Origin of the sequence: Tolypothrix sp. PCC 7601 (genome assembly GCF_025677855.1) — a bacterium.
Classification (GTDB): domain Bacteria; phylum Cyanobacteriota; class Cyanobacteriia; order Cyanobacteriales; family Nostocaceae; genus Aulosira; species Aulosira diplosiphon.
Genome location: NZ_CP064879.1, coordinates 8,165,794 through 8,191,724 on the forward strand (window position 1 = coordinate 8,165,794; position 25,931 = coordinate 8,191,724).

Annotated in this window: 29 protein-coding genes and 1 pseudogene; 15 read left to right on the forward strand and 15 right to left on the reverse strand. The window is 38.2% G+C overall.

What is annotated here, in order from left to right:
* Positions 1-16: 16 nt before the first annotated feature.
* Complete coding sequence (locus HG267_RS33040) at positions 17-661, forward strand: HAD-IA family hydrolase (RefSeq protein ID WP_045871490.1); 645 nt, start codon at positions 17-19, stop codon at positions 659-661.
* Between the two features lie 407 nt (positions 662-1,068).
* On the opposite strand, the gene tnpC is transcribed toward HG267_RS33040, so the two are convergent.
* The gene (gene tnpC / locus HG267_RS33045; RefSeq protein ID WP_045868690.1) at positions 1,069-2,541 is read right to left on the reverse strand and encodes an IS66 family transposase; all 1,473 of its coding nucleotides are present in this window, start codon (positions 2,539-2,541) and stop codon (positions 1,069-1,071) included.
* Between the two features lie 252 nt (positions 2,542-2,793).
* Between tnpC and HG267_RS33050 the strand changes: the two genes are divergently transcribed.
* The 4 genes from HG267_RS33050 (at position 2,794) to HG267_RS33065 (ending at position 5,342) form a co-directional block, all read left to right on the forward strand.
* Entirely contained in the window at positions 2,794-3,177 is a 384-nt protein-coding gene (locus tag HG267_RS33050; RefSeq protein ID WP_045871492.1) for a hypothetical protein, read from the forward strand.
* A 123-nt stretch (positions 3,178-3,300) separates the two neighbouring features.
* Positions 3,301-3,876, forward strand: coding sequence for a type IV toxin-antitoxin system AbiEi family antitoxin (locus HG267_RS33055; protein ID WP_155539348.1), 576 nt, complete (start codon positions 3,301-3,303; stop codon positions 3,874-3,876).
* A gap of 337 nt (positions 3,877-4,213) precedes the next feature.
* On the forward strand, positions 4,214-4,732 hold the full coding sequence (locus tag HG267_RS33060; RefSeq protein WP_155539350.1) for a hypothetical protein: 519 nt from the start codon (positions 4,214-4,216) through the stop codon (positions 4,730-4,732).
* Between the two features lie 25 nt (positions 4,733-4,757).
* Positions 4,758-5,342 carry a transposase gene (locus HG267_RS33065; protein ID WP_235623072.1) on the forward strand — a complete coding sequence of 195 codons (585 nt, stop codon included), beginning with the start codon at positions 4,758-4,760 and terminating at the stop codon, positions 5,340-5,342.
* A 678-nt stretch (positions 5,343-6,020) separates the two neighbouring features.
* On the opposite strand, the gene HG267_RS33070 is transcribed toward HG267_RS33065, so the two are convergent.
* On the reverse strand, positions 6,021-6,935 hold the full coding sequence (locus HG267_RS33070) for a WG repeat-containing protein (RefSeq protein ID WP_235623073.1): 915 nt from the start codon (positions 6,933-6,935) through the stop codon (positions 6,021-6,023).
* Between the two features lie 208 nt (positions 6,936-7,143).
* Between HG267_RS33070 and HG267_RS33075 the strand changes: the two are divergent.
* Positions 7,144-7,332 (forward strand): annotated as a pseudogene (locus HG267_RS33075) (IS630 family transposase); the annotation flags it as partial.
* Positions 7,333-7,363: 31 nt separating this feature from the next.
* Here HG267_RS33075 and HG267_RS33080 read toward each other — a convergent pair.
* On the reverse strand, positions 7,364-7,747 hold the full coding sequence (locus HG267_RS33080) for a hypothetical protein (RefSeq protein WP_235623074.1): 384 nt from the start codon (positions 7,745-7,747) through the stop codon (positions 7,364-7,366).
* 362 nt (positions 7,748-8,109) lie between these two features.
* On the opposite strand from HG267_RS33080, the gene HG267_RS33085 reads away from it, so the two are divergent.
* The 8 genes from HG267_RS33085 (at position 8,110) to HG267_RS33120 (ending at position 12,446) form a co-directional block, all read left to right on the forward strand.
* Positions 8,110-8,334 carry a hypothetical protein gene (locus HG267_RS33085; RefSeq protein WP_045871498.1) on the forward strand — a complete coding sequence of 75 codons (225 nt, stop codon included), beginning with the start codon at positions 8,110-8,112 and terminating at the stop codon, positions 8,332-8,334.
* A 282-nt stretch (positions 8,335-8,616) separates the two neighbouring features.
* Positions 8,617-8,937, forward strand: coding sequence for a hypothetical protein (locus tag HG267_RS33090; RefSeq protein WP_263420000.1), 321 nt, complete (start codon positions 8,617-8,619; stop codon positions 8,935-8,937).
* Between the two features lie 72 nt (positions 8,938-9,009).
* Positions 9,010-9,579, forward strand: coding sequence for a hypothetical protein (locus tag HG267_RS33095; RefSeq protein ID WP_045871500.1), 570 nt, complete (start codon positions 9,010-9,012; stop codon positions 9,577-9,579).
* Entirely contained in the window at positions 9,576-9,758 is a 183-nt protein-coding gene (locus HG267_RS33100; RefSeq protein ID WP_045871501.1) for a hypothetical protein, read from the forward strand. Before HG267_RS33095 ends, HG267_RS33100 begins: the two co-directional genes overlap by 4 nt.
* 55 nt (positions 9,759-9,813) lie before the next feature.
* The gene (locus HG267_RS33105) at positions 9,814-10,326 is read left to right on the forward strand and encodes a hypothetical protein (RefSeq protein WP_045871502.1); all 513 of its coding nucleotides are present in this window, start codon (positions 9,814-9,816) and stop codon (positions 10,324-10,326) included.
* 33 nt (positions 10,327-10,359) lie between these two features.
* Positions 10,360-10,968 (forward strand): hypothetical protein, encoded by a 609-nt coding sequence (locus tag HG267_RS33110; protein ID WP_045871503.1) that lies wholly within the window; start codon positions 10,360-10,362, stop codon positions 10,966-10,968.
* Positions 10,958-12,175 (forward strand): WG repeat-containing protein, encoded by a 1,218-nt coding sequence (locus tag HG267_RS33115; protein WP_235623075.1) that lies wholly within the window; start codon positions 10,958-10,960, stop codon positions 12,173-12,175. The genes HG267_RS33110 and HG267_RS33115 overlap by 11 nt, the downstream gene beginning before the upstream one ends.
* Positions 12,176-12,224: 49 nt before the next feature.
* Positions 12,225-12,446 carry a hypothetical protein gene (locus HG267_RS33120; protein WP_228045622.1) on the forward strand — a complete coding sequence of 74 codons (222 nt, stop codon included), beginning with the start codon at positions 12,225-12,227 and terminating at the stop codon, positions 12,444-12,446.
* Positions 12,447-12,567: 121 nt separating this feature from the next.
* On the opposite strand, the gene HG267_RS33125 is transcribed toward HG267_RS33120, so the two are convergent.
* From HG267_RS33125 to HG267_RS33180, 12 genes are all read right to left on the reverse strand, one after another.
* Positions 12,568-12,744, reverse strand: a complete 177-nt coding sequence (locus HG267_RS33125; RefSeq protein WP_228045623.1) for a hypothetical protein — start codon at positions 12,742-12,744, stop codon at positions 12,568-12,570.
* Positions 12,745-13,145: 401 nt separating this feature from the next.
* The gene (locus tag HG267_RS33130; protein WP_045871505.1) at positions 13,146-14,417 is read right to left on the reverse strand and encodes an SMI1/KNR4 family protein; all 1,272 of its coding nucleotides are present in this window, start codon (positions 14,415-14,417) and stop codon (positions 13,146-13,148) included.
* 80 nt (positions 14,418-14,497) lie between these two features.
* Positions 14,498-15,538: a hypothetical protein gene (locus HG267_RS33135; RefSeq protein ID WP_045871506.1), complete on the reverse strand. Its 1,041-nt coding sequence runs from the start codon at positions 15,536-15,538 to the stop codon at positions 14,498-14,500.
* Between the two features lie 68 nt (positions 15,539-15,606).
* On the reverse strand, positions 15,607-16,218 hold the full coding sequence (locus HG267_RS33140; RefSeq protein ID WP_045871507.1) for a hypothetical protein: 612 nt from the start codon (positions 16,216-16,218) through the stop codon (positions 15,607-15,609).
* Positions 16,193-16,372 carry a hypothetical protein gene (locus HG267_RS33145; protein WP_045871508.1) on the reverse strand — a complete coding sequence of 60 codons (180 nt, stop codon included), beginning with the start codon at positions 16,370-16,372 and terminating at the stop codon, positions 16,193-16,195. Before HG267_RS33145 ends, HG267_RS33140 begins: the two co-directional genes overlap by 26 nt.
* Entirely contained in the window at positions 16,362-17,093 is a 732-nt protein-coding gene (locus HG267_RS33150) for a hypothetical protein (RefSeq protein ID WP_045871509.1), read from the reverse strand. The genes HG267_RS33145 and HG267_RS33150 overlap by 11 nt, the downstream gene beginning before the upstream one ends.
* The gene (locus tag HG267_RS33155) at positions 17,084-17,593 is read right to left on the reverse strand and encodes a hypothetical protein (protein ID WP_045871510.1); all 510 of its coding nucleotides are present in this window, start codon (positions 17,591-17,593) and stop codon (positions 17,084-17,086) included. The genes HG267_RS33150 and HG267_RS33155 overlap by 10 nt, the downstream gene beginning before the upstream one ends.
* Positions 17,594-18,038: 445 nt before the next feature.
* Positions 18,039-18,305 carry a helix-turn-helix domain-containing protein gene (locus HG267_RS33160; RefSeq protein ID WP_096621733.1) on the reverse strand — a complete coding sequence of 89 codons (267 nt, stop codon included), beginning with the start codon at positions 18,303-18,305 and terminating at the stop codon, positions 18,039-18,041.
* A gap of 184 nt (positions 18,306-18,489) precedes the next feature.
* Complete coding sequence (locus HG267_RS33165; protein WP_228045624.1) at positions 18,490-19,908, reverse strand: iron uptake porin; 1,419 nt, start codon at positions 19,906-19,908, stop codon at positions 18,490-18,492.
* Positions 19,898-21,289 (reverse strand): Tn3 family transposase, encoded by a 1,392-nt coding sequence (locus tag HG267_RS33170; RefSeq protein WP_052335248.1) that lies wholly within the window; start codon positions 21,287-21,289, stop codon positions 19,898-19,900. The genes HG267_RS33165 and HG267_RS33170 overlap by 11 nt, the downstream gene beginning before the upstream one ends.
* A 298-nt stretch (positions 21,290-21,587) precedes the next feature.
* Complete coding sequence (locus tag HG267_RS33175; protein WP_081584055.1) at positions 21,588-23,237, reverse strand: IS1634 family transposase; 1,650 nt, start codon at positions 23,235-23,237, stop codon at positions 21,588-21,590.
* A 169-nt stretch (positions 23,238-23,406) separates the two neighbouring features.
* Entirely contained in the window at positions 23,407-24,714 is a 1,308-nt protein-coding gene (locus HG267_RS33180; RefSeq protein ID WP_045868498.1) for an NF041680 family putative transposase, read from the reverse strand.
* 221 nt (positions 24,715-24,935) lie between these two features.
* On the opposite strand from HG267_RS33180, the gene HG267_RS33185 reads away from it, so the two are divergent.
* Positions 24,936-25,817, forward strand: a complete 882-nt coding sequence (locus HG267_RS33185; RefSeq protein ID WP_194007787.1) for a hypothetical protein — start codon at positions 24,936-24,938, stop codon at positions 25,815-25,817.
* The last annotated feature ends 114 nt before the right edge of the window (positions 25,818-25,931 follow it).

A 25,931-nucleotide genomic window follows, 5' to 3' on the forward strand; every position in this document is an offset into this window, starting at 1 on the left:
TTGTCGTTTTTCATAAATGAAGCATCTTTGTATCATTTTTGATTTAGATGGAACATTAGTTGATAGTGAGAAGCTTTGTAACCAAGCATTTATCGATTTGCTACCTTTTATCGACGAATCAATTGACAGTCTTATTTATCGATATCGTGGCAGAAAGTTAGCTTTAATTTTAGCGGATATAGAAATAAGATATGGCGTAAAGCTGCCGATAGATTTTGAAGCAACATATCGTCAAAGGGTGAATGAATTATTTGAATTTAACTTGCAGCCAATCCCAGGCGTTTCAGAGATGCTCAAAACTTTGGAATACCCTTTCTGTATTGCTTCAAGTGCCCCTATAGCAAAAATTCGTAAAGCTTTAAATGTCACAAAATTATTGCATTATTTTGATGAGCGCTTGTTTAGTTCTTATGAGATAGGCTCTTGGAAACCCGACCCAGGTTTATTCTTATACGCAGCCAATAAAATGGGATTTCCACCGGAGTATTGTGTTGTGATTGAAGATAGTGATGTCGGAATTCAAGCCGCACATTCAGCCGGAATCTATGCTCTGAAATATTCTAGTGAAGAAGCAGAGGACAAAAATCATATATTTTCTAATATGAAATCCCTGGCAAAATTGCTTGATAATATTTACGCGCTGAAATGCGATCGCCTATAAGTTTTTAAAGATGAGATGGCATATCACTAACGCTTTCTTACAATGTGTAACAACATTTAAAAGCGCTGCTTTTAGGAGAAACCTTGGCAGAAGAAAGCATCCATATCACAATAGTTGAGCATTTGTCAACAATAACAACATAACTAGTATTAATGCTAGCCAACTAGGTTCTTGACTTATTTTTGCTTAAGAGGTAGGTTATCAATATTGTCTTAAATACGGTAAATCTATCAACATAAAGTACGATGTATGTTTAAGTATGTTTAAAACAAGATAAAGTTTTTTAAATTAGTGCAAATTCATGGCAATTTTCGATCAATGAAAAATTGCTAATTTTTTGCATTTTAATAGACTGATGAATATTTATCAGCAATATTGAGTCATTTTGATTTCGTAAGGATTCAGGTCTAAAATTGAGGAACTAGAGAAGGGCGAGACTGAGAATTAATAGAGTCAGCAATTAGTGCTTGTACAAAAAAATCAATAACAGACAGACTTTGACGACGACAGGTTTGAACCACCGTCAACAAATTGGCAGTATGTTGAAACCGCTCCATCGAACGGGAACCACCACTAACTTTACGTTTTGTCACAGCCAAACGCAGCGATCGCTCGGCTTGATTGTTATCAGGAGGAACTTCAGGGTTGTCAAGGAAATACCACCATTGGGAGGCTTTATCGCGCAAGGAACGTAAAAGGTTTCCTGCTGTAGCTCCGGCTAAGTTAATCCAGTCATCAAGTGTTTGTTGCAATTTAGATTTGAATTGATTGACCCAATCGTTATAACTGGCGCAGTCAAGAGTCTCAAACCATTGGGCATAATTTCCAAAAGCTTCATCAATTAAATCCACAAATGCTTCACCAATAGCTTGGTTGTGAAGACCTGGAAGTTGAATTAGTTTTTTGAAGTGACGGCGTAGATGAGCCAAACATTTCTGCTGCTCAGGCACCGCATAGCCATTGTAAACACTAAAATCATCGCTGCTGATTACCCCTGTATATTTAGCCCCTAAAATGGCTTCTAGTTCTGCTCTGGAACGAGTGTCAGCAGCAGTAAACAGGCAAAACTCAGAATTGGCAACTACCCACAACCATTCTTTAACTCCCTTGACAGACCAAGGTGTTTCATCCACATGAATGTTAGGTTGTGTCTGTTTTACCCAATTACTTAACTCAGTAATGCTTGGTTGAATCGCTGTTTGAATTCGTTCATTTGTGGTGACTAAAGTTCCCAGCCCAATTTCAATTTGACCTAACTCCCACAACATTTCTTGCTGTTTTTCATAGGGCATATGTGCATAATTATTTGCCCATCCTAAAAATGCCTGTAAAGAAATCCCTAAATCCTGTCCTGGGATGATATCTTGTGACCAGGAGGCTGTTTGTATATTGCCACAGTACTCACACTGGCACGTATGGCGTTGATACTCAACTATTTCAATGGGACGCTCCACTAGTTGCGCTACAGACTGTTTTTCTACTTTTACTGCCACAGCCGCAAACGCTTTTTGACCACAACAGACACAATCACTTGGACGTAAGATTTCACAACGATCTACTCTACCAAAACCCTTACGGGTCTTACCTTGATGCCCTGGTTGCCCACCTGGCTTTCTTTTGGGATGATTTGATTCTTCTTGCGGTGCTGCTTTTTTGTTTTCACTCTTTTTGAGGATGTCCCCTGATGGCGGCTTAGATGAGGTTTTGCTGTCTAAATCTCTGCTGACTTTTAAACGTTCTATTTCTTGCTGTAGTTCTAATACTGTTTTCTGTAATTCACCTATTACCTTGCTCTGCTCAATGATTATCTCTACCAGTTCTTGTTTCGATAACTGGTTCAAGCTTTCCCGGTCTAAATCTTGAGGCAGGTTTTGGTTCATATCTGTGATACTCCTCCTCAAGCGATCCCTTTGTCAATACTCTGCCACCTGAATCCTTACGAAAATAGCGGCATTGTTCGTATTCATAGGGTTCGTCATGGTTCACAGGATAGGTTACGCGATCCTGAACAATTATTCGATGATAACAACGAGTAAGATTTATTATTTTTTATACACACTGCACTTATTATTAAGTTTTTGTTTGTTTTATAATTTCTGCGATCGCCAAATTTTACAACCTCAACAAATGGCATGAAACATGAAGATAAATTATTACAACAATGTCTAGATAATCTCCAGACATTACCAAATATTAAAGTTGATTACAAACCACTGCTTCCCACTCAAATCAACACGGATAAAAACGGTATAATTCAAATTCATAGTCCCTTAAAATCAATTAAATACAGCTATACAATTCAGCCTGATATCACAGCGAAAACTGCGGATTTAGTAATTGCCTATTTTCAACTACATAAACAGAAGCAAAACGAAGAATTAGTATTAATCACAAATTACCTATCCGAACCAGTTATTGAAAAACTAATTAAAAACCAGATTGAATTTATTGATGCTGCTGTTAATGTTTATCTTAATAATCCCGCAGTCTATATTTTAATTCGCGGTCAACGATAAATCAAAGAAAAACAAACTTCTTTAATCCAAATCACAGCAAATAGCCTACAAGTTATTTATATTTTGCTCAAATGTCCCCAGATATTAAAAGATTCCCAAAAATATTTATCAGAAGCTGCGGGAGTGACATTAGCTACTACCAAGAAAACATTAACTAACTTATCCAAATTAGGATACTTACAAAAACAACCAGAAGGAAAATATCGGATTAGCAACTATACAAAACTCCTGGAACGCTGGGAAATGGGCTATGCGGAAAGTTTACGTCCAAAATTGTTATTGGGTAGTTTTAGCTATGTTTTTTCAGGTAAATTTACAGAAATTGCTAACAAAATTACTCAACAAGCAGCCGAATATGATTTTTTAATCGCTGGGGAACTTGGTGCAGCGATCGCAACATCTTATCTGATTCCTACTAGCGCAATTTTACATATTCATCCCCAAGCGAATTATCGCGCAATTGCTGCAAAACTGAAACTCAAACCCAATCCAGAAGGAAATATTACTTTTTTACAAAACTTTGAACAGGTTAATCAAAATGCAAATATTCATAATTATACAAACTATTACAGCCGATTAGAAGCACAACAAAAACAAATTGCAGACCCGCTATTCATCCATGCCGAACTATTACTAGGAAATAGCGATCGCTTGCGAGAAGCAGCAGAAATAATTTTTACTAAATTTATTCAAAGTTAAGAATATTTAATGGTGCGTTACGCTTCGCTAACGACACCCTACTTTAATCCACATTCCTAATACAAATTCAGTAGACCTAAAAGTTCTGCGATCGCTCTGTGATCGATAGATGCACATCTTATTGTTGCCTAAAAAACTGTAATTTTTGATACGCTTTTTCAAAAAGTCATCTGTAAATATAATATAAGTAAAACTAATAAATTAGCCAAAAAGTTAAGGATAGTTCTCGCAGGAGAAGTATGTTCTGGTGCTGTGTCTTAGAATTTTTGTAAAGTATTGGAGTGAAGAAGCAAAATTTTTGACTTAAAAGATTATTTATTTGACTATGACTGCAAATATGCCGGTTTTAACTGATAGTAAAACCTTGAACCAAGTAGTGAACTGTTTAACTGAAAACATTCCAATCCAGACTCAGGGTAAGTGTGAGCAACAAAATATATTTGAAATTTTAATTAGGGCAGCTACCCAAAGAGATAGCATAGAAAACACGAGTAAAGTATTAAAAAATGTTCCCACAAGTAACGATATTCGTTATCATTTAGAAAAATATTCCGACTTGAACTCTCTGGAATTAGATTTAAATACCGCACTTCAAAGCCGCTTACCAGATGCAATCCGAGAAGGTCAACAAAAAATTGCCATCGATTTTAACTTGATTCCTTATTATGGTGAGCCATCACCATTAGAAGCACCATATATTTATAGAAGTCAAGCTAAAAGTGGCACTTGTTCTTTTTATGCTTACGCTACTGTTTATGTAATTAAGAAGAATAAACGAGTCACTTTAGCTATTAAAGCTGTTCAACAACAAAATACGCGCGGCAGCAATTATCACTTATCTTTTAGCACTAATTGAACCTTTAAATCTGAAAGTAGAACGATTGTATTTAGACCGAGAATTCTTCTGTGTCCCAGTCATCAGATGGTTGCAAGCTCTCGACATTCCCTTTGAAATGCCAGTAATTATTCGAGGCAAACATGGCGGGACTAGACAATTGATTAGAGGGCGGCGTAGTTACAAGACCAGTTATACTTTAAACAGCGATAAGTATGGCTCAGTCACTTTTAATGTGTGGATAGTTTGTACATATAAAAATGGTAAAAGACGAGCGCATGGTCGGGAGTTTTTTATTTATGCTATTTATAAAGTTAAGCTGTCATTACATTCTATACATGATGACTACCGTCTCCGTTTTGGGATTGAGAGTAGCTATCGGATGAAAAACCAGTGTCGAATTAAAACTACTATTAAAAATCCTACTATTCGACTTTTATTTGTAGCTTTATCATTTTTAATTATTAATATTTGGATTTATCTAGTATGGCATTATCTTAGCCGTTTGAAAAGAAGCTCTAGACAAGTTCTTTCTCATCTATTTACCCTCAAACAAATGCTTGAATTTTTACGTCAAACAGTAGACCGCAACTATGGGGTAGCCTGCGAAGTTTGTTTACCATCTGGTTGATTTTTGGGGTTTATCTATAAGTGAATCTTATTACTCACATCTCACAATCACCTTTTGTGCATTTCCAAAAAACGGTATCATACACTACCATTCTTTAGCGATCGCAGAACTTTTAGGTCTACTGAAATTCTGCAAAATCAAGCTTCCTTATTCCCTGAACTAACCCTCTTTTGTCACTCTAGGCAGAGGAAAAATAGAAATAAGGGATATTGAAGTTTTGAAAAATTGAGCAAGTCAGATTATTAACAATCATTTGAAGTTGAAAAAAACCCTCAGATAGCTTAGGCACTGTAAACCCGGATTTCTCACAAGTCGGAAAAAAACGCTTAGTTTAGCCAAATTGAAGATGGTTTAATTAATACATTATCAAAATACCTTCACAGCCTGAGTATTTTCAGGTGAAAGCCGAAGCACCTGAAGATAGATAAAATACGTTAGTAGTGCTTAATACTGAAGCGAAAAAATTTTAGTGATAAAAATTGACATGGCAATTGATGGGTTAAATCAAGTAAGATAACCCAAAAAATTAGTTATTAAAAACCATAATTCAGTTATTACTTGTTAATTAAATTAGACCATTTTTAGTCAAGACAAGGTAGTTGAGATAAACACTTATAAACCGTTGCAAAACTCTCTTTATAAGGACAAGCACTACTAATCGCAATTAAAACTCGTCGTTTAGTAATAGTAATTACTGGGAGTCCAAATAAACTCTCCGGTTTTATTGATATAGCCAGCCTTGCCATCAAGATATACTAAAGCCAGTTCATTTTTAAAACTCAGAGCCAAATCAAATTGTGGCTGAATTACTATTTTACCTTGAGTATCAATATAGCCATATTTATTATCAACTTTGACAGCAGCTAATCCTTCAGAAAATGAGGTTACCATATCAAATTTAGGAGCAATAACCCTCTCTCCGCTAGGATTAATATAACCCCATTTATTACCGCTTTTTACTACTGCTAAATTTTCAGTAAATTCCCAAGCCTCATCAAATTTTGGTAAAATAACAATTTGACCAGATTGATTAATATAACCATATTTATCACCAATTTTTACTGCTGCCAATCCTTGTGAAAATCCTAAGATTTCTTCAAACTTGGGTTGTATAACTATATGTCCTTGAGAATTTATATAGCCCCATCTATTATTAATTTTTACTGCTGCTAATCCTTCGTTAAAATGTAGCGCTTGTTCATACTGCGGCTGAATGACTAATTTACCGCTCAAGTCTATATAACCCCACTTCTCATCTATCTTCACTGCTGCTAACCCATTCTTAAAAGCTAAAGCTTCCTCAAATTGAGGTGGAATTACTAATTTCCCATTGGTATTAATGTAGCCATATTTATCTTCAACTACAACTAAGGCGAGTTTATTAGAGAACGCAAAAGCTAAACGAAATTGTGGAGGTATAATCAGTTTGCCAGTAGGTTCGATATACCCATATTTATCATTAATTTTAATCTGCGCTCGCTCGTCGATAAAGCTCCAAGCTAAATCAAACTGCGGCTCGATAACTATTTTACCAGTTTTGTCAATAAAACCATACTTGCCATTTTTAACAATACGAAATAGTGGGCTTGTCACAGGTTTAGGTTTTGAAGATTGACTGGTTAATTTATTTTGTCTAACAAAAAGACTAGATGCTTGTACTTTTTGAATATCCGAGTCGAATAGACCATTTATTATGATTAAACAGAGAATAGTCCAAGTATATTTATACATTTTTATCTGCTAGCCTTGAGTTAAACTATAACTACCACTACAAGTTAATATTTACTTAATAAATCAACTAGAAAGATTTGCTCCAAATGCACTCCAACAGAACCCTGTAGAAGATATTTGTTTATCAGGGAAAAGACTGATTTCAGAGTTTTATTTCTTCTGTCATTACTTCTCTATTGTCAAGGTTTTATTTGAGTTGTCGCTTAACTGCCAAATTTTTGACTTCCCTAAGCTGCATGAATTTGGTGTTTTATTATGAATTATTTAGGATTGCTAGATATGCGTCGATGTCAATAGGAAAATATTTGTTTTACTTCTCCGTTCATGGTTAAAGTTTGGATAATATCAAATGGATTGTAATGTCCTTTTTCCCAGGCTCCATTTTGGAAAATAAAAGATAGATAAATCCATTTCTTATGAGCATCTTGGATGACAAGGTTATCACCCTCTTGGGGTGTATAGTCAACATCAAAGCAATTTCTGTCATTGAGATTGAGCAAAACCCAATCGTCCGTTAGTCCCTTGCCTATATCCGCCGCAGGAAATTCGTATAGCCCTTCCATCAGTGGCTCGTCGTCGCTTTTATATCTTTTAAATGTAGATAAATACCATCGATACACCTTGGGAGTCGTTGCTTGCTCCTGTTTGTATCGCCTCGAATTTTTGTTATGCACAATGGGTTTTTCTTTGTCCTTGCAAGTGCATAAAATGAAGCCTTTGTCAAAGTCGCACATAATTGTAGATACTAAGGATTTGATAAACCAGTAGACAGGAGATGTTTAAGAGCTAAGAAAATGTATCTCCACACTACCGTTATCTCCCCTGCACCACTGAAACTACTGCTCTGTCTACTACCATCTGAAAATAACCAATTTTTATAGGCGAGCGACTTAAACATTATCCATTTGACATCCTCCCCCGCTAATTGCTCCGCAATGTAGCGGGAGTCTTCTAGCTTATAGTATATAAAACTACGCGAGCAGAATATGTATAGTAATTTTGAACACATTAAAAACAATATGAGTAAACGGTTGCAATGAAACAATTGATACTTGTATTAGGAGTAGGAATTTTACTTATACCTGTGAAGGTAACTTGCGGTTCTCCTGGTGCAGCCTGCGCTCAACCACCATTTCCTGGAACCAATAGTCAAGTTAGATATTACTACGAATATGAACCACTGGGTGTAATGCTAGTAGAGTTAGTGATTCGTAAAAACTTGCCGTTTTATTACTTCAGTGGAACTGAGGATGTGTACTGAGTTAAAAATATTATTGGTTAACCCGAAGCCTTGCTTCGGGGTGGTTATTTTGTATTGGTGGGATTGTGTTAAGCAATTTCCCTTTTGGAGATGTTATGCGTTGGCGTTAGCTTCGCTATACTGCGTAAACGCGTAGCGTGTCGCTTGCGACTCAGCCTCTGGGAAAGAGAATCGCTTTTGGTAAAAATGCAGTATATATCTTCGGGAATTTATTTTTTGATTCTGGCGATAATTTTGATAACGCCATTTGCAATACCTTTTCTGTTAAGGCAGAAGGGTTATGTGACTAGTTTGCTATTAAGCAGTTTTCTATCTTTTATGACGTGCGTACTTCTAGTTACTTTGTTGGCATATTTACCAGATTTATATGCCCAGATGCGGCTTGATTATCTGGGTTTTGATTTTAATGGCTGGTCAGACGAAGATCGACTCAGAAAGATTGATCCTGAATTCAGAGACGAAGCTATACAACTTTATCGATCGATAATGGGCATTGGGTGGACTTTGAAAGCTATGATTGGGGCAGTTTTGCTCATTCCTTATCAAATTGTTACCTCTGGCTTAGTTTTCATGGTGAGTAAGTCGAAAAAACATGGCAGTTAGCACCTAAACATACCTGAAAGTGGACGCGAGGGCGGTGGCTGTTACGCTAATAATTTTAGTAAATGTAAGATAATGTATCATCGAAATTTTAATTTTCTACTGTTTTTGATTACCCCATTTATTGCAGTTGTAATTATATTTTTACCAATTATTCCAACTTTGGAAGATGTTAAATTGGGATTTTCTCTAATTACATGGTTACTTAGTTTTGTTTTTGGGTTTTTATTATTTAAAAAGCCTCAATATTTACCATTTGTAAAAAAGCGAACTTTTATTTCTCTATATTTATTATTATCGAGTGTGCTAGTTTTGTTGGTCTCATTTATCGTTTTGATATCGTCTGCTTTTGATGATCCAAACATTGAAACTGTGACATCTAAAGAATATCCTACCACGGTATATTTATACAACTATACATGTTCTCCACCAGATACTTCTACAGGATGTGACACATACCACGGGGAATTAAAATTTAGACTTGGTTTTACTCCTTTTGTAATTGCAAAGTTTAATTGTGATTGTCTTTTTGGTTCACCCGATCGCATTGGTGAGTGGGTAACGATTCCCTTGGAAGCAAACCGAAATTCAACAGCATCTACGATTAAAATTAACTTAAAAACTGGCGAATTTATTCCAAGATGAACTGCAAAACTCTAATTTACGATCCGAGTAAGCAAGAGGCAATTACTTTAAAATTTGATAAAAAGCGTTATAAATTGGTAAGTTTGGATGTTTCAGATACACCCCAGATGTTGTCAGAGTCTTCTTTGGAAGGATATACACAATTCAGCTTGCTTACCATCATCTGTAGCACTTCGTGAACAAACTTTATCTATCAGCAACACAAAGTTAGGACAGCACTATCCCTTGGCATCAATGAAAAAACTTATTCAAATCTCAATTATTATAATTCTATCACTAGGTTTGACATATCATTTATTACGTATTGCTTTTCCAATAACCTATATAGTTGACTGTACTCAAGCTAATAAAATCACCAAAATCTCCGATAATTTTATAAGTGCAATTGGCGATCCATCTGCAAAAGAAGCAGAAATTATCGCACAAAGGTATATCACAAAAGCCTTTTGTTTAAATGATTTAAAGGGTGATTCTAGCTTCAGCCCTAAACCATATTTCTTTAATGTATCAAACTTAAGTTCTAAGTATCAAATTATTGGTTATGGTGGTGCTGGTTTTCGTAGTCCAGGCAATTTACAAGTAAAATTTGACAACGGGACTCTCCTAAATTTTTGCTTTAGCATGATGGTAATTAACTGCAACCAAGCTCAAGAATGCGATTGTCCTCATGATTTTAACTGGGAACCCAAACAAAGTAAACCTAATAGTAACTCAGGAGAAATATCACAAAAATTTAATGTTTACTAAAAATGAATTTTTTAAATATGAATGACTTGTTCTATGAAAATATTTAGCAAAATAGCAATATATATAACCTTATTTATTTGTGTCGCAATTCTAATTATCAGTATTTATCCTGGTGCATTAAATAGTTTCTTTTTTCCAGTCATGCTGGTATCAATTGTTTGTGTACCAATATTTGCAGTATTGGCAATTCTCTTCTGGGGGTTGAAAACTTTAGGAAGACGGGATTTGCAAAGTATTAGGCTTCCCTGGCACACTTTTATACCCTGGAGAGAAGTTACTATCATTGCAGGTATAGTTTTAGTTTGTTATGTTCTGCTCAAATTCTACATTCCCCGTCGTTTAGCATTTATAGTATCGCAACAGGCATTTGAACAAGTTCGGGAACTTCCTATTTCTGCAAAAGGAAAAATCACATTAAACCGCAAACTCGGTTTATATGAAGTTGATGAATATGCTATGGATTCTCGTGGTGGTGTATATTTTCGTGTGTTCTGGGGTGGTGATGCTCTAAGTCCTGATGTCATATCCTATGGTTTTGTCCATCGACCTAATCGTGAAGGAAGTCCATTTGGTGCTGCTAATTACCAAGTATTTTACTTGTACGGTGATTGGTATTGGTTTCGTGTATCCGATGATTTTTAGGGATGACAATTTAGCTAGTTTTGAGCTATGGATAAGTGACATTACTACTTATTCAGTCACAAATATGAAATCTCATATTCACCATCCCTTGATTTTGCTAGTAGCGATAACTGGGATAACATTGTTTTCAACACCATCTATATCTAGTGATACTCATCAATCAATATCTTCTATCACAGTTAAGTCTACAAAGGAGAATTCATTACCCCAGTTATGGAAGGTGAAAATTAACGGAAAATCTGGATATATTGATCGCACTGGGAAATTAATCGTTCAACCCCAGTTTGATTATGCTTCGTCGTTTTATGAGGGATTAGCTCAAGTTCAAGTAGGTGAGAAATGGGGATATATTGACCACACAGGTAAATTGGTCATCAAGCCACAGTTTGATAATTGCGATCGCTTTTTGAATGGTTTTGCTAGAGTCAAAGTTGGTAAAAAGTGGGGAATTATAGACAGTAGTAGTAAGTTTGTGGCTAAACCACAGTTTGATAATCTTGAATATTTGATCAATGGTTTTGCTTTAGTTGCTATCGGTAAACAATGGGGATTCGTTGATAATAAGGGTAAATTAGTCATCAAACCTCAATTTGACAGCGCTTGGTCATTCTTTGAGAGTTTGGCAGCAGTTCAAATTGGTAAAAAGTGGGGATTTATTGATAATAAAGGTAAATTAGTAATTAAACCTCAGTTTGATACTGCTTGGTCATTTTCTAAGGGTTTAGCAGTAGTACAAGTTGGTAAAAAATGGGGATTTATTAATCCAAAAGGCAAATTAATCATTAAACCCCAGTTTGACAGCGCTTGGTCATTTTTTGAGGATTTAGCAGCAGTTCAAATTAGCAAAAAATCGGGATATATTGACCGCACTGGTAAATTAGTCATTAAACCCCAATTTGATATGACTTGGCTTTTTGAGAATGGGTTAGCGCAAGTAATAGTTGGCGGAAAATCGGGATATATTGACCGTACAGGGAAACTAGTGATTGAACCAAAGTTTGATAAAATTGGTTATTTCTCCGAGGGATTAGCAGATGTACAAATTGGAGGTAAATGGGGATATATTGACCGCACTGGAAAATTAGCGATCGCACCACAGTTTGATAGAGCTTATTCCTTCTCTAATGGGTTAGCAGAAGTGCAAGTTGGAGAAGCATCTGGATATATTGACCGCACTGGTAAATATATTTGGCAACCAACCCAGTAATTATATAATTTTTAATAGCTTTGAGTCTGAAATATTACGAGATAATGAGATGACAATAGAGATGGGAATTCTCCAAATTACTACTGGGAATTATGAGGTGATTCCTGTAGCAACTAGCGAAATATTTTACCAATTTTGGTTGCCTGCTTGCAAGTATCTTGGATTACAATTAATCAGTCATTTTCATGATGGGTATTTAAATGTCGTCTCAGTAGAAGATGTTCCTAAAATTTTAGAAGAATTGATTTGTTTACATTCCTATACTTTATAACAAGAAAATTTAGCTTTTATCAGGAAGAGAATAGAACGTATAATCCAGGTATTTCAAACAACAGATGCTGCATCATATGAATATGATTTTGGATAATGAATGTAATTTTAAAGATTGATGTTTATAATACTTTGATACAGCCGTCTTTGATTTCGATTTTAGAGTCATCTTTGACTTCGACTTTTCCACAAGATGTTTCAATGACAGCAGATCTACCGCTACCTTGTATCGTTGTGGCTCCAGTCGTGCGACCATTGAATGTAACTTCTTTCGTTGAACCATCCATCTGAACTTTCATTACATGTTTGTCCGAGTCGTTATTGGAATATTTGATATAAACAGAAGCCCAAGAGGGGCTAGAAAAAATAATGCTTGGGATAGCAGACAACATCGCTAATAAAAGTATTTTTTTCATAGCTTTTATAAAACCATTTTCACCAACATTTTTATGTATATTTATTTTTTACTTTAGAAAAATAAAAAATGACATGAGTGGTTGTACGTAAATTATATAACTGTGGCTACAACTGCATAAAAATAATTATTTTCGCGCAAGTTTCACATTTTTAAATTAGCCGACGGAGATTAGATTGTAAGTCTGTAAAGGTTAATTAAATTTTCAGATTAAAAAATTAAAAATCAGCGAACGCCAGGTCTAGCACACTCACACTGGAAAAATAGATCCAGATGATGGGTCATTTAGGGATACAATATATTATATATGTACTCCAACCTTTCTAAAATTCGTTGCGTTCGCGTAGCGGCTCCTACGGAGCATCGCAGTTCGGCTTGCTCTGCATTAAAGCCAAAGTTGTACCGCATCTTACCCATGTTCTCAATTCGCCATTGGTTGATTTTATAATCTATTTCATCGCTCATCTTCACTTGCTCATTTGTGAGTTCAGGATCGATATTGATTCCGATAGTTTCTGCAAGGAGTCTGGCAACATTCACCGAATGAAAGTATGGATAATCTCGAATTAATTCCCCAGAGCGAAGAAAAGCCAGCAATCCTTCAATTGTAGATAACCCATATTGAATATCATCCAGAAAATCCTTGAGCCATTGTTCTGGAGAAAACTCACAAAAACGAATCCAATCCCCCTGAATTTCAACCTCGTATCCTTCCTGGGTGAGAAACAAATCCCGCACAGGATTATCCCAATCGACAATTCGTAACAACCCTGGATATTGCCGACTTTCTGGATTTTTGAGCCAATCCCCCGACTTTGCCGCTTTCAACTTTGCGAGGAACTCAGGTAAAGGCTGATTCCATACTTGGGCAGAATTGTTTGCCATAACTTCCTCAGCCGACCAGTAATTTCCTAGTCGTTCCCAATTACCACCATTGCAGACTTCTAGCAAAAACGTTCTGTAAATGTCAGGTAGTCGAATTCCATGTTGTGCTTCTAACGCGCTCAACTTTGCTTCAGACGCAATTGGGGGATTAGTCGTGATTTGGGCATAGCGATTGTATGGATCGAATTTTCGTAATCGAGCGAGGGTGACGTGAATTCGTTCGGGAACGGTCAACCATTTTCGCAGGGGTAATTGGCAACCGAAATGACGCTCCACTGTAAAAATGTCTTGATCGTACACCGTCACCCTCCTTTTCGGATCGTGAGAGAACTGAATTTCTAACTGAGTCAACACCTGACATAATTGCTCTGCTTCTGCATCAGTCGGAAATAGCCCCACAAGATGGGGATGCTTGATTCTCTTTATCTCCCGATACATAAACTCACAGGCTTCAGCCTCATCCGTAAATTCAAACAGCAGTTGTTGAACCGCACCACGCTCGGTATAAACCACTTGCCAGCGATCGCATAGCGACTCCTGCGGAGTATCATCTGTTTGAATCAAGCAAATCTCATCATCACCCATCTGGCGAATCTGATACAGGCTACAACCTTCACCCCAAAGTTTGAGATCGAGTAACTCTGCATTCAGATATTGAACATATTCCCACATTTACTCACCTTGAAAACACCCATCTCAATCACCGCCAGTTATGTCTTCACTTGTTATCATGGGTTTTCCCGCTACATTGATTAGGCGATCGCAACCACCTTTATCCCTTGCTTGGTGGCAACAATAGCTTGGAAAGATTTGTAGTCAAACACCAAAGTATTAACTACTGCATCCACGTCATAGGTTTTTATTATTTCCCCTGTCTGAGCTGACAGCACTGCCAGAATTTGCCCTACACCACACAATAGCCTGTTGTTATCTAACCAAACGATATTACTTTGCCAAGGATTTAATCCATCATGGTCATGGTACAACCGAAAGAATTGACCCCACATTTTCGCCCGATATTGCTCCGATTTGTCCCAGTCTTGATCGAGCAGTTCCTGCGTTTTCGGGGATAAAGTGCTTAGTATCGAGCGTTCAAGCCGAAAACTTAATAAATCAACACCTTGATATCGATATGCAGTATAAGCCAGACGCTGACCATCTGGGCTAAAACTCAAGCCACCACGATGACAACGCACACCACCTGAATATTCACCCAAATAGGTCAATTTATCCTCAAGGATACTGTCAATTCTGTAAAATTGATGGGACTCATCCATGTCTACAGAATTAACAATGAGAAACTGCATTTGTGGATCGATGGCAAAAGCAGCATTATAATCTCGCCAACGACGCAACCAACGAATTTGCTCACCGCTTTCTAAATTAACTAGATAAATATCCCCCCAACCCTCACCAACCAATAAATAGCCCTGGCAAGGTGTTAATCCCAACCAGGAAATATGAGTACATTTACTATGTCCATGATACTCATCCTCCTCGGAATTCTCCTCATAGGGTGCATGGGGTAAGTCAACTCGTTGCAAAACGGAAAAATCATCCCAGCGACGAATCTCTATCCCATGCTCTAAGGAAACATTACTGGGGGCGATCGCAAACCTGTCTTTATCAGGTAACAAAACAATACTTGGTACTGATTCAAAATCATAGGGTAACTCAATTTGTCCAATTATCCGGGGTTGTTGGGAAATATCCCACTTCATCAAAGAATGGGGGTATATTGGTGCGATCGCCTGTTTCCTTACCCCGTCGTAAATTAGTGCTTTGCAATCCATGTAGCTTGCCCTCCTAGCCATCGCCATTAATTTTGAATTTTGAATTTTGAATTTTGAATTTTGAATTGTTAAGACTCCCCTTGTTCTGCCCGAAAAAGCCGGAGAAAGCCCCCATCAAACCATTCCCCATAGTGAAATCGCAGTTCCCCGGATAGTAGCATCTGACCTCGACAGTAGAGAAAGTAGGTTTCTTTGGGGAAATAACTTCGCAAAGGGAGCAATCCTTTTTTCAACGCTGCGCGATCGCCATTTTGCCATAATCTTGCTAAGTGAGACGCTACACAATTCAAGAAAAAATCAGCTTGGGGTAAGGAAGAATCTGTTCCTAAAGTTACCAACTCATCCTCTCGTCCTCTCCAATCGACAGACATTTCCCAATCTTCAACCGGAGGTAAGCAGGATGTCTGCGAAGCCCAGATAACTAACTCTAGGTATGTCGGCTCATTCACGTTGGTAAATAAGGTATTCGCATTTATCGGCATTGTAATTTCTAAAACCGTCAACAAGCCGATCTCATTGTGATATACACTTCCTGTCACCAGTTGATATTGCTTCCCATCGGCTTCAAAGGGAATTGTATACGGGTACTGCAATTTTGCTTTTTGAAAATGCTGTAAGCAAAGCTGATGAAAGTCAGGTTGAGGTAGTGGTGGATCAAAAAACATCCAAATGATGGGCATGATGTGCCAAAAACTGAATCAGGAGCGAATCGTCATATTTAGTTATAGCTTTGCGACTGTGGCGACCAGAGAATAACACACCTGAATCGCTTTGTGCGATCGCTAGTGTATACCCATCAATTAGAACAAAAGTTTTTCCATGCTTATCTCTCATCCAGCAATTCTCGTTTTCTCTCTAAAACAATTGCGGGACAATTTTCAATAAACAGCTTCAACCTAGCCTCGGATAAACCCATGAAATATCCTTTGAAAAGAAGGTACGGACTTTGCTGAGAATTCAAAATTGAGATAGATTTTTCAATTTCATAAATCTCATTATTTAAAAAATTGAGATGCATTTGTAACCATTGCTTCGGTGTATAGCGTTCCATCACAACATAGGTCAACAACGGTTGTAAGCAGATTTGAATTTTCACTTCATGTCCTTCTTGCGTCAGAAACAACCCGTAAGTCTCTTGCTCTGGAGGATACAACCCAATTCGCAATAGTCCAGGGAGCGCGTTAATCTTCAGGAGATAGGGTAACTCGACTGCATCAGATTGCTTTCCTGTTGACAGAAATTGACTAACGAAATCAGGCGGTGACTGGTGCCATAACTGGGTAGAATTATGTTGCATGATTTCATCAATTGTCATCCAGCAGTCGCGCTCGGCACAATCCCAACACCCTCCATTTCCCACCTCTAGCAAAAAAGCAGCATAGGCGAATGGTAGCTGAATTTCCAATGCTTTTAGAATCGCCATTGAGCCAAGCGGTGGATTTAAGTCTATTGCCAAACACATTCCATCTGGATCGAGGTATTTCAAGCGATCTAACGCGAAACGAATCTCCCTAGCAACTTCAATCATTGCAGTTTGATGGGCGGTTAAATGCATAGCTCTAACCCAGAGACTTGCTCCAAAAACACAGTAGCAAAGGATTCACAACGAGGCATGATTTTTGGAAGTTCAGCCCGTAGCAGGGAAATCGCCGCATCAACATCCTCACAATCACAGTATAAGTGTTCTAGATGATACCCTAGTACAGCTTCAGGTATTTCCGTACTCCCACAGCAGTTGTGAGCAACCCAAGCGATGAAAGATTTTGTTGCGCGATCGCAAAGTGACTCCTGCGGAGTATCGCATTCGATATCCAACAAATAAGCTCGAATAAAAAATTCCTCTGAGTAGCCAAGGGCAATTGGAAGCGTTTCAATCAACCCTTGTTTGATGCACACTTTAGCACCTTTAGTGGCAATTTCCAGTAAATCATCAGCAGGTTTTTCAATCGCCAGAATCTGAGCATCAGCCCAAGCGATGAGGTTCTGCTCGGAAACAATGCCAATACTCCAAAGGGTGAGTGCGATCTCTAAAGGACTTGGATTTTCTACTGACATACTCCTCACATCTTCCAAGCAAAAATGGTGAGATTAAATACTCAGCATAAAGCTAAAAGTAGTAATTTAGTGTTAAAAGCAAACAAAGGTACTGTAGCTATATCGCCCAGATGTTTGATTTTGCTGTATGTATACGTAAATGTGCAAGATATTAAGTTAACCTAAATTAGAATTTATATGTTCTCAAAACTAAGATGGCGATACTCCTACCCTGCGGGAAGCTAACGCAACGGAGTCACTTCGTGAACGCGTAGCGGCTCCCCTGGAGCATCGCTGCTTTTCATATTTCCCTTGGTGGTGGTTGGAATTTATTTTTTACAACCGACTCCCCCTGCATCTTGCGAAAGCCTGAAAAAATTTGGAGCGATGGCGGCAGCCACTCCTTTCAGGAGTATCGAGCGTTCCTGTTTTTAACTCTTCGGAGAGTCCTGCGATCGCAAGCTCGTTAATTTTGCGTTTTGCACAATAGTGCTTTTTTAATTTTTAATAATTCATCTAGCCCACCTGACCTATACTTTTGTATCCACCTTGTTACCGTTGAAGTATCTTTCGCCAAGCGTTTTCCAATGTCTTGCTGCTCCTGAACCTGACCACTTTTTATCCACCACAGCATCATAAGTTTGTCTTTCTGGTTCCCTACGTTGACTGTTTGTAGACGTTTTTTAAGTTCTTCTTCGCTCTCTGCGATTTCAATCTTAAAAGGGCGGCTCATGGTTATTTTAATTTACCGAGTTTGCTTTCTCCATTATATGCAGCTTCATATTAAATTGGTATTAAAGTGTTTTTATTTGCTGAACTAGCCTATTGATCCTTATCTACGCAATCACAGATTAGCTTGAGTTTTCACATTGCGATCGCCTCTATCATTAGAGAAGCGATCGCATCAGCAGATGGGTTTAGAAAGTAAAGGTAGTACGCACTACTCCCACATATATATTGGGGTTACTGCTGTTACCTTCAGGATTAAAGATGGATATCAATCCTGGGGTAATAGCAATGTTGTCATTCACCTTATATCTATAGAATGCCTCTAAATGATAGGTGACATCATCGTCTCGGCGGCGATTAGCACCACTAACAAATTGATTGCTAGCAACGTAAGGTGGCGCACCAAACACAATCCCACCAAAGTTTCCTTTCTTTCCCAAATCGGGAAAGCCTAGCTGAACCGCCCAGTTCCAAATCTCTGCATCACTTCTAGCAACGGCTGTATTTTCAGCCTTGGCATTGGTATAGCCTCCCCAAGCTGTCAGGGTAAACTTTGGACTGAATTTATAGTTAGCAGTCAAACTATAGTTATTCACAGAAGTGCGCGCACCGTTGAATGGGTTATTGGCAAAACCAGTGCCAGTTGTACCAGAGACTCCACTACCATCAGTGTAATAAGCATTGACATAAGTAAAAGCCAAACTCAATGGAGAGATGGGCTGAAAAGTCACTTGACCTAATGCGGAGTAAGCACCATTAAAAAGACCTCTACCATTATTAGGATCGTTACCAACACCAGATGGTACAACGTAGCCAGCAGTGAGAGTTAAAGCACTGTTGAACTTGTGATTAACGATGATACCTGGCCCTTCTGCTGCCCGATAAATGGGGTTATAACGTCCAAAACGAGATAACGCACCTGAACCACTAGCATCAAAGTTGCGGCTGAGGGGAGGTACTTCATCAATATATTCCAACCCTTCAGTAGCTATAGCGGCCATCGTAGAGTTACCTATGGGGAAACGGTAATACAGAGCTGAGATGCTAACATTGTTGGATTCATTGCCATCAAATCCTAAACGAGTTTGGTTAGTACCAGTCACACCTGTGTTAAATGAAGTAATGTTTCTCCCTTGTAACCTCACTCTGAGGCGGTCTTTACCAGTAAAGCTGGCATCAAAATTCAAGCGAACGCGATCGGCTAAAATTGCATTTTCATTAAGTCCTTGTCTGGTATTACCAGCATTTTGAGCATCGGTATTGATTGCTCTATCAGAGCCAAACACACTAGCTAAGGCAAAAATTGCTTCTCCTCGCAGTGTCGTAGTTGTCGAGAATTGCTGTGATTCTAATGTTGCGGTACGAGCTTCTAGAGCATCAACTCGACCCCGTACAGTTTGCAGTTCAGCTGTATATTCTTCTTGTAGCTTTTGCAATGTTGCGAGGTCTTCTTTGTTGACTAAATCAGCTGTACTCGTCGTTATCAGTTGATTTATCTGATTCAAACAAGCATTTAAACCAGCTGCAAACTCATAACGGTATTGAGCCGAGATACGTGTAAAAACCTGCAAGATGGTCTGGAAACCTTTGATATATCTAAGTTTCAAAGATTTCTGGTGGCAGATCAATAGCAGCTTCCAATGGTTGGGGAATATTATGTAAATTCACCACATAATCACCGTATCTTTTGATATGTCTTGTGATGTATGGACTCATTGCTGCAAGGTGTCGCATAGGAATCAATTCTCCCTGTGACATTAACGTTTGGATAGCCAACGACATATCAACCGTATTCTGCAAAATAACTGCGCTTGCTACCAAATCAAGATACTTCAGCCGCTTTTCCTGCTCAATAGGATCATTTTCAGTAATCGCTCCCAGCTTACCGAAGAATACCCAGTCCAGAAAGGCATTGTACATCTCCACAATATTGGTTATCGCTGTAATCTCATGGCGAAGAGCCACATTAGAAACATAGTCGAGTAAAAACATAGTCCGTACTACCTTACCCAACTCAAGAAAAGCTTGATAAAGTCGATTTTTCTTACTATAACTACCCAACTTACGTAGAAGCGTCGAGGGCATCACCTTACCTGCCTTAATTGACAGTACTACACGTATCATGTCATACCAATGAGTCTTGATTAAATTCCAATTGACCACGCCCTTAAACAACGGTTCAATATGCTTGTAGGTAACATCTACGCTGGGGCGAACAAAAGTTAAATCCTTCCAGTTACGGATACGTGGCATCAATTTGATACCAAGAAGGTAGGAAATAGCAAACACAGGCCCAGATTGACCTTGAGTATCTGCGTGCAAAGTATCCGGTTGAATATCTGAGAGATTTTTCAACAACCCATCCAAAATATAGACAGCCTCCCACACACCACAGGTGATAAAGTGGGTAAACAAAGCAATATATTTATCAGAGACATGGTGATAAGCAATACCACCATAACCACCGTAGCGGATGTGATACTCACTGTGTAAATTATTCTCGTATATCTCAAACTTGCTTCCGTCAGCAGCAGCCTTTTTCCCTGTACCCCAGCAAGATGGTAAACTAAACCGATTGTACGTATTGATAATATCCCGAATTGCCGCTTCAATTTTGGCAGCACTAATATGGCGACGGTTTGTATAAGAAATCATGTGAGAAGTCACTGCACCTTGGGAATGACGAGCCATCTGATTTGGGCCAAGATTACAGCCATAGCTAAACGTAGTAAAAATATAACGTTCAGCAGGCTCAGATATTTTGGGTTCGCTTCCTGAAAACAGACCAAAATGCCTTGTCCAGTTCAACCAATGCTCAACATTACAAAGGATTTCTAAGATACTACGTTCCGGCATTAAAGCCCGAATTTTTGATTCTAATTCTTCCACTTCATGCGTTTGAGCTAGGGATGGAATTCTTTTAAGTACAGGTTCTCCATCTTTATTGATAGTGAATTGTTTCCTTCCTTCCGTACCCAGCACTGTCACAATCGGTTATTACTGAGGTTGATTCATCAATAGAGAATAAAAGAACACATTAAATGAGCAAAAAAGATATTTTAAGAAGTTTTAGAGGCATTTATACTATTCTCAATAAGAAGCAATAAAAAATTCAAGCAATTTGAGTAACTGATAATCATCAAATATTATGATTTTCATTAAATTATTAATCAAAACTTATATAAAGGGAAAACTAAGTAAAAAATCAGCATAATAATTTAGGACTAAGAATGAAAGAGCGATAGTCCATTTAAACATACTTGCACCCTGAAGAATCTAGATAAAATTAAGTTATGCAGGTGTAGTAACGGCGGCAATCTTCTGGTAACAATGTCAGAATAAAATTTCTCTCGCTCGTTAAATTAGAAATATCTGTGTCCTGGTTTAAGGTCACAAGATGAATTGATTCAAAGCATTGAAATATCCACCTTAATGTGGGGTTATTTATCGATTTACCTAATTGATTTTTAATAGTTGATTTTGACGCTGATAAAGCTGCCCTTATTTGTCTTTGTGCAAGTGTATAGACTAGTAAACATAACCCCATTATCATTGCCAATGCCTCTATTCTTTCGCTTGCTTTAAGGAAAATACTATCTGTAAAAAATAATGGGTCTTTCAAAAAACCAAATCCTCTTTCACATGATTGCTGTGCTTTGTATTCTCTAATCATTTGAGCATTATCAAGTTGCTTTGATTCTAAGACATTTGTGGCAATAATAAACCGCCCAGCACTTTTGGTTTCGAGAGCAATTGCATTTTCGTTTTGTGAGACAGTTGCTGAAATTTGATAATATTTGTCTATCCTTTCATCTTTGGCATCGGGTGTTTTTTCAGTGATTTCAATCTTGTCTATTTGATGGTGTTTAAATTGTTTAGATATTTTTGATAATGCCTTCATGGCATCAGATGAACATGCAAACTTCTCTTGTGACAAGGTTTTTAACTTGGCTTTGGAACTAGAGAGAGATTTTTCAATAGTTTGTGATAATTTATGTAAGTCTGATTTTCTTCTAGCATGACTTTGTACTACTAACCATCTTTGCGCTATGCCTGCGTAGCTGACTTTTTTTTCAACATATGAATATCCATCTAGTTCACTTTTAATGAATTCTGATTCTGCTAAGGTTGTGACTAAAGATTTTGCTGATTTTAGAGTTAAAGGCACTCGAGACAACCACTTAATATTAGACATTAATTTGATATTTTCTTCTGTATATAATGCACAATCTGCCACCATCAAACTATCGACTTTTATTTGATTGAGATATTCCACGGCAATTGCTCCAAAACATGCTGAGTCAGCTTGGTTTCCGGATGCTGCTTTCAAAAATATTGGTATATCTCCGTCTCCGGAGCATACCAATTCCATAATAAATTGTTTTAAATCTGGTCTATGGTCACGAGAATAACCATATGTAATTTTTATAGCCTCCGGTGATTTTGTCTCTGATTCTTCGGGAAACTGAATATCACCAATTCTTGGAAATATCACCTGTGGTAAACTAGTTTTATATTCTCCATGTAGATGGAATGATGATGAGTCTAAATGCGATGACCCTAAAGATATTTCAAATTTTTTCACCACATTTAAACTAATTGCTAAAAATATTGTATCTAGACCTTTTATAAATAATTTATCCATCACTCTGCCGAGTTTATCGTCGTTCAGATATTCTGGTTTGACTCCGGCTCCAATTAAATGCTCGCAAGCTATCGATTCAAAAAACTTTGGAAACATATATAATGGTTTTGAAACCATCCCCAATCCATTTAAAATCATTGCTTTTACTACATGTCCAGCACTAACTTTTTCTCCGGCTTCTGACCCTATTAAATTATTAATTATTGACACCAAACCAATTGAGTCTACGATTCCTGCCACTATACCCAAATGGTCAATATTCTTGATTTCAATATCTTTGATATTCAACATGATTAGAAAGTACCCAAAACCATATCAATTAAAATTTTCACATTTTTTGACAGCCTTTGTGGGATAAATTTCAGTTGCTTATACATTTGAGTTTAGACTAGACAGCAACAAATGACCCAGCAGTGCTGAGTTCATAAAACACAACCTTCAAGAATGAAGATATTTGAGATTAAGCAGATTTTTGTTCCTCTTTGCGTGGTTTAGAAGCAGTCTTTTTAACAATTGGATATCGTATTTTCCGGTTACGGGCTTTACCTGGTGTCCACCCAAGGGACTTTCCACGAGGTTTGGGTGGAGAGGTAGGAGTACCAATCGCGGCGAAAACTCCACCCATAGCTTGAGCAACTCGTCCCGGGGTCAATTTATCTATTGACTTCTGCCAGGGAAGAGGATGATCAGCAACGATATCACGAGCTAACCATAACTCCCAAGTGATTAACGGCATTAAGTCACTCCAATGTTCACATTGTTCTGGAGTACTGAATTTTGGTACTGTCCAATGTAAGCGTTGCTTAAGAAAACGATACCAATGGTCAATTGTGAATCGGCGCAAGTACAATCGCCAAACTTCATCCAATGGTGGCATTTGTTCCCCAGCCCAAGCCAACCACAAAGGTCTTAATACTCTCAAATTGCCATCAAGATCAAGACGTTCCACCCTCAGTAGCGTCATTGGGCGTGCAGCAGCTTTGCGAAAATGCAAATCTTCCCACAGACTGACTTTAACTCGTCCCAATTTTGGGTCATTTACTTCCAGCACAGATGCCACTTCGCCCCAGGTTGAGGGTTCATTGAGTTTAAATTGAGCACCATGCTTGCGAGGACGACCCTTGCCAGAGTAAGCGGGTGGTGCGCCCCATAGACACAGATTTGAACGTAGTCTAACTAAGATATCGGCTTTTATACTAGCTGTCTTTAATACGAAAGGCGCACAACCATATTCACTGTCCCAAAGCGAAATTGGTCGAACAGACATTGATTCACATACCTTTTTGAGTTGTTCAACTGCTTTCTCAATCGGATTGTCCCAACTGGTAATCCGTTCATGCCTCAGCGGTAGTGCCCAACTTCCTGAATCCTCTGGTATCCAAGCTATAGTACTATATCCCTGCCCAATCGTAATCGGTTTATTTCCCGCGATCGCTGTGCTACTGTGTTCTATTGTCCGTTCTTTGAGTGTCACCGCATCTGGGCGTGACCAAGCTGTATGATCTCCTGCCAACAATATGCGTTTTTCTGTTGGTATTTGCTTGATATATAACTCCATTAATTTCTCGCGGTCTGGTTTGGTATCTTGTATCGCTTCATAGATACTCGGCCATTTGCGTCTAAACACTGGCGATAACGATAAATCTGCCAGACTGTAGACATTACGGGTCAACAGTATCGCATCTGTTAGTTCAAATGTTGCATCATGTGCTTTGCTTAGATGCGTATAGGCGGCTTGACGAAATTCTTCGAGTCTGGCACGTTTCATATTGGCAGATAAGAGTAGGTGATTCTCTCTTAGCTTCTGCCGAAAGGGGGACTGTCTTCAATCAGACATCCCCTTTTTCTCTTTCATCTCTTCCATTTAGTCTAAACTCCAGGAACTATGACACAGCCAAATTCAAAAAATCAAGGACGTTTTTACCCACTTCAGCATGAAGAGTGGCTGAAAGCCTACGGTGAATTCACACCAGCACAAAGGGACTAGCGATGTCAAACCAAACTCAACTTACGGTAGTCCCTGATTGCCCAATGCTTGGTATCGAATTAGATGGTTTCTACCAAACTCCTAACTCAATGGCTATTAAAGCTATTCGCGGCAAGTTAACTGCTGCTGACTGGTCACTATGGTCTTATCTACAAATGATTGAGCCTTTCGGCGATCGCATGGTAGAACTACCAAGAATTCTAGAAATTGCAGAAGCAATCGGTGTCAGTGAAAGACAGGTTAAACGTTCTCTGGCAAAACTTGAAGATTTAGAACTTTACCGATGGGAACCCGTAGTAATTCGTGGACAGAATTTAGCAGGTAAGCAAGCCAAAGAACTACGTCAAAAGAAAAAAGCAAATCAATCGGAAAGTAAACCTAAATTTTCCGGTGAGAGAAAAATGACAGAATTGTCCGGAGTTGGACAAGATTGTCCGGAGTTGGACAGTCCAGAATCTAAAAGTAAACCTAAATTTTCTCGTGAGAGAAAAATGACAGAATTGTCCGGAGTTGGACAGAATTGTCCAAATCAAGAGCTAGAACCCTTGTACAGTAATGGTTCTAGATCCCCTCAGATCTCTCAGACTTATACAGAATTTATTCAGACTCTCTCAGAAGACGAGCGAGCGAATTTTTTGGAATTTTGTGAGGAAAAAACTAAAAATCTTAGCTACCCAGTTAACGACATAGAAGCTTGGTTGGCTCATCAAAATAAAGCTGGACAAAATCGCTGGGAAGTTTATTACAAGAAATTTCTGGCTTGGCAACAAGCAAAAGCCAAAAAATCTCAAAGCAGTCGCAGCAGCCAAATGATGAAAAAGTTTCAACAGGAAATCGAACAACAACATCAGCAAGCTATGGAAACCTATAAGGAGAAAGTATGATCGCTCCCAATGTTCTTGAAATGGAACAAGCCAGCTTGGTTTGGATAATGTCAAACCCAGAAGCAATCAGCATAGTGAGCTTCAACCTCCCTACAAAAGCTTTGTCCTGTGAAT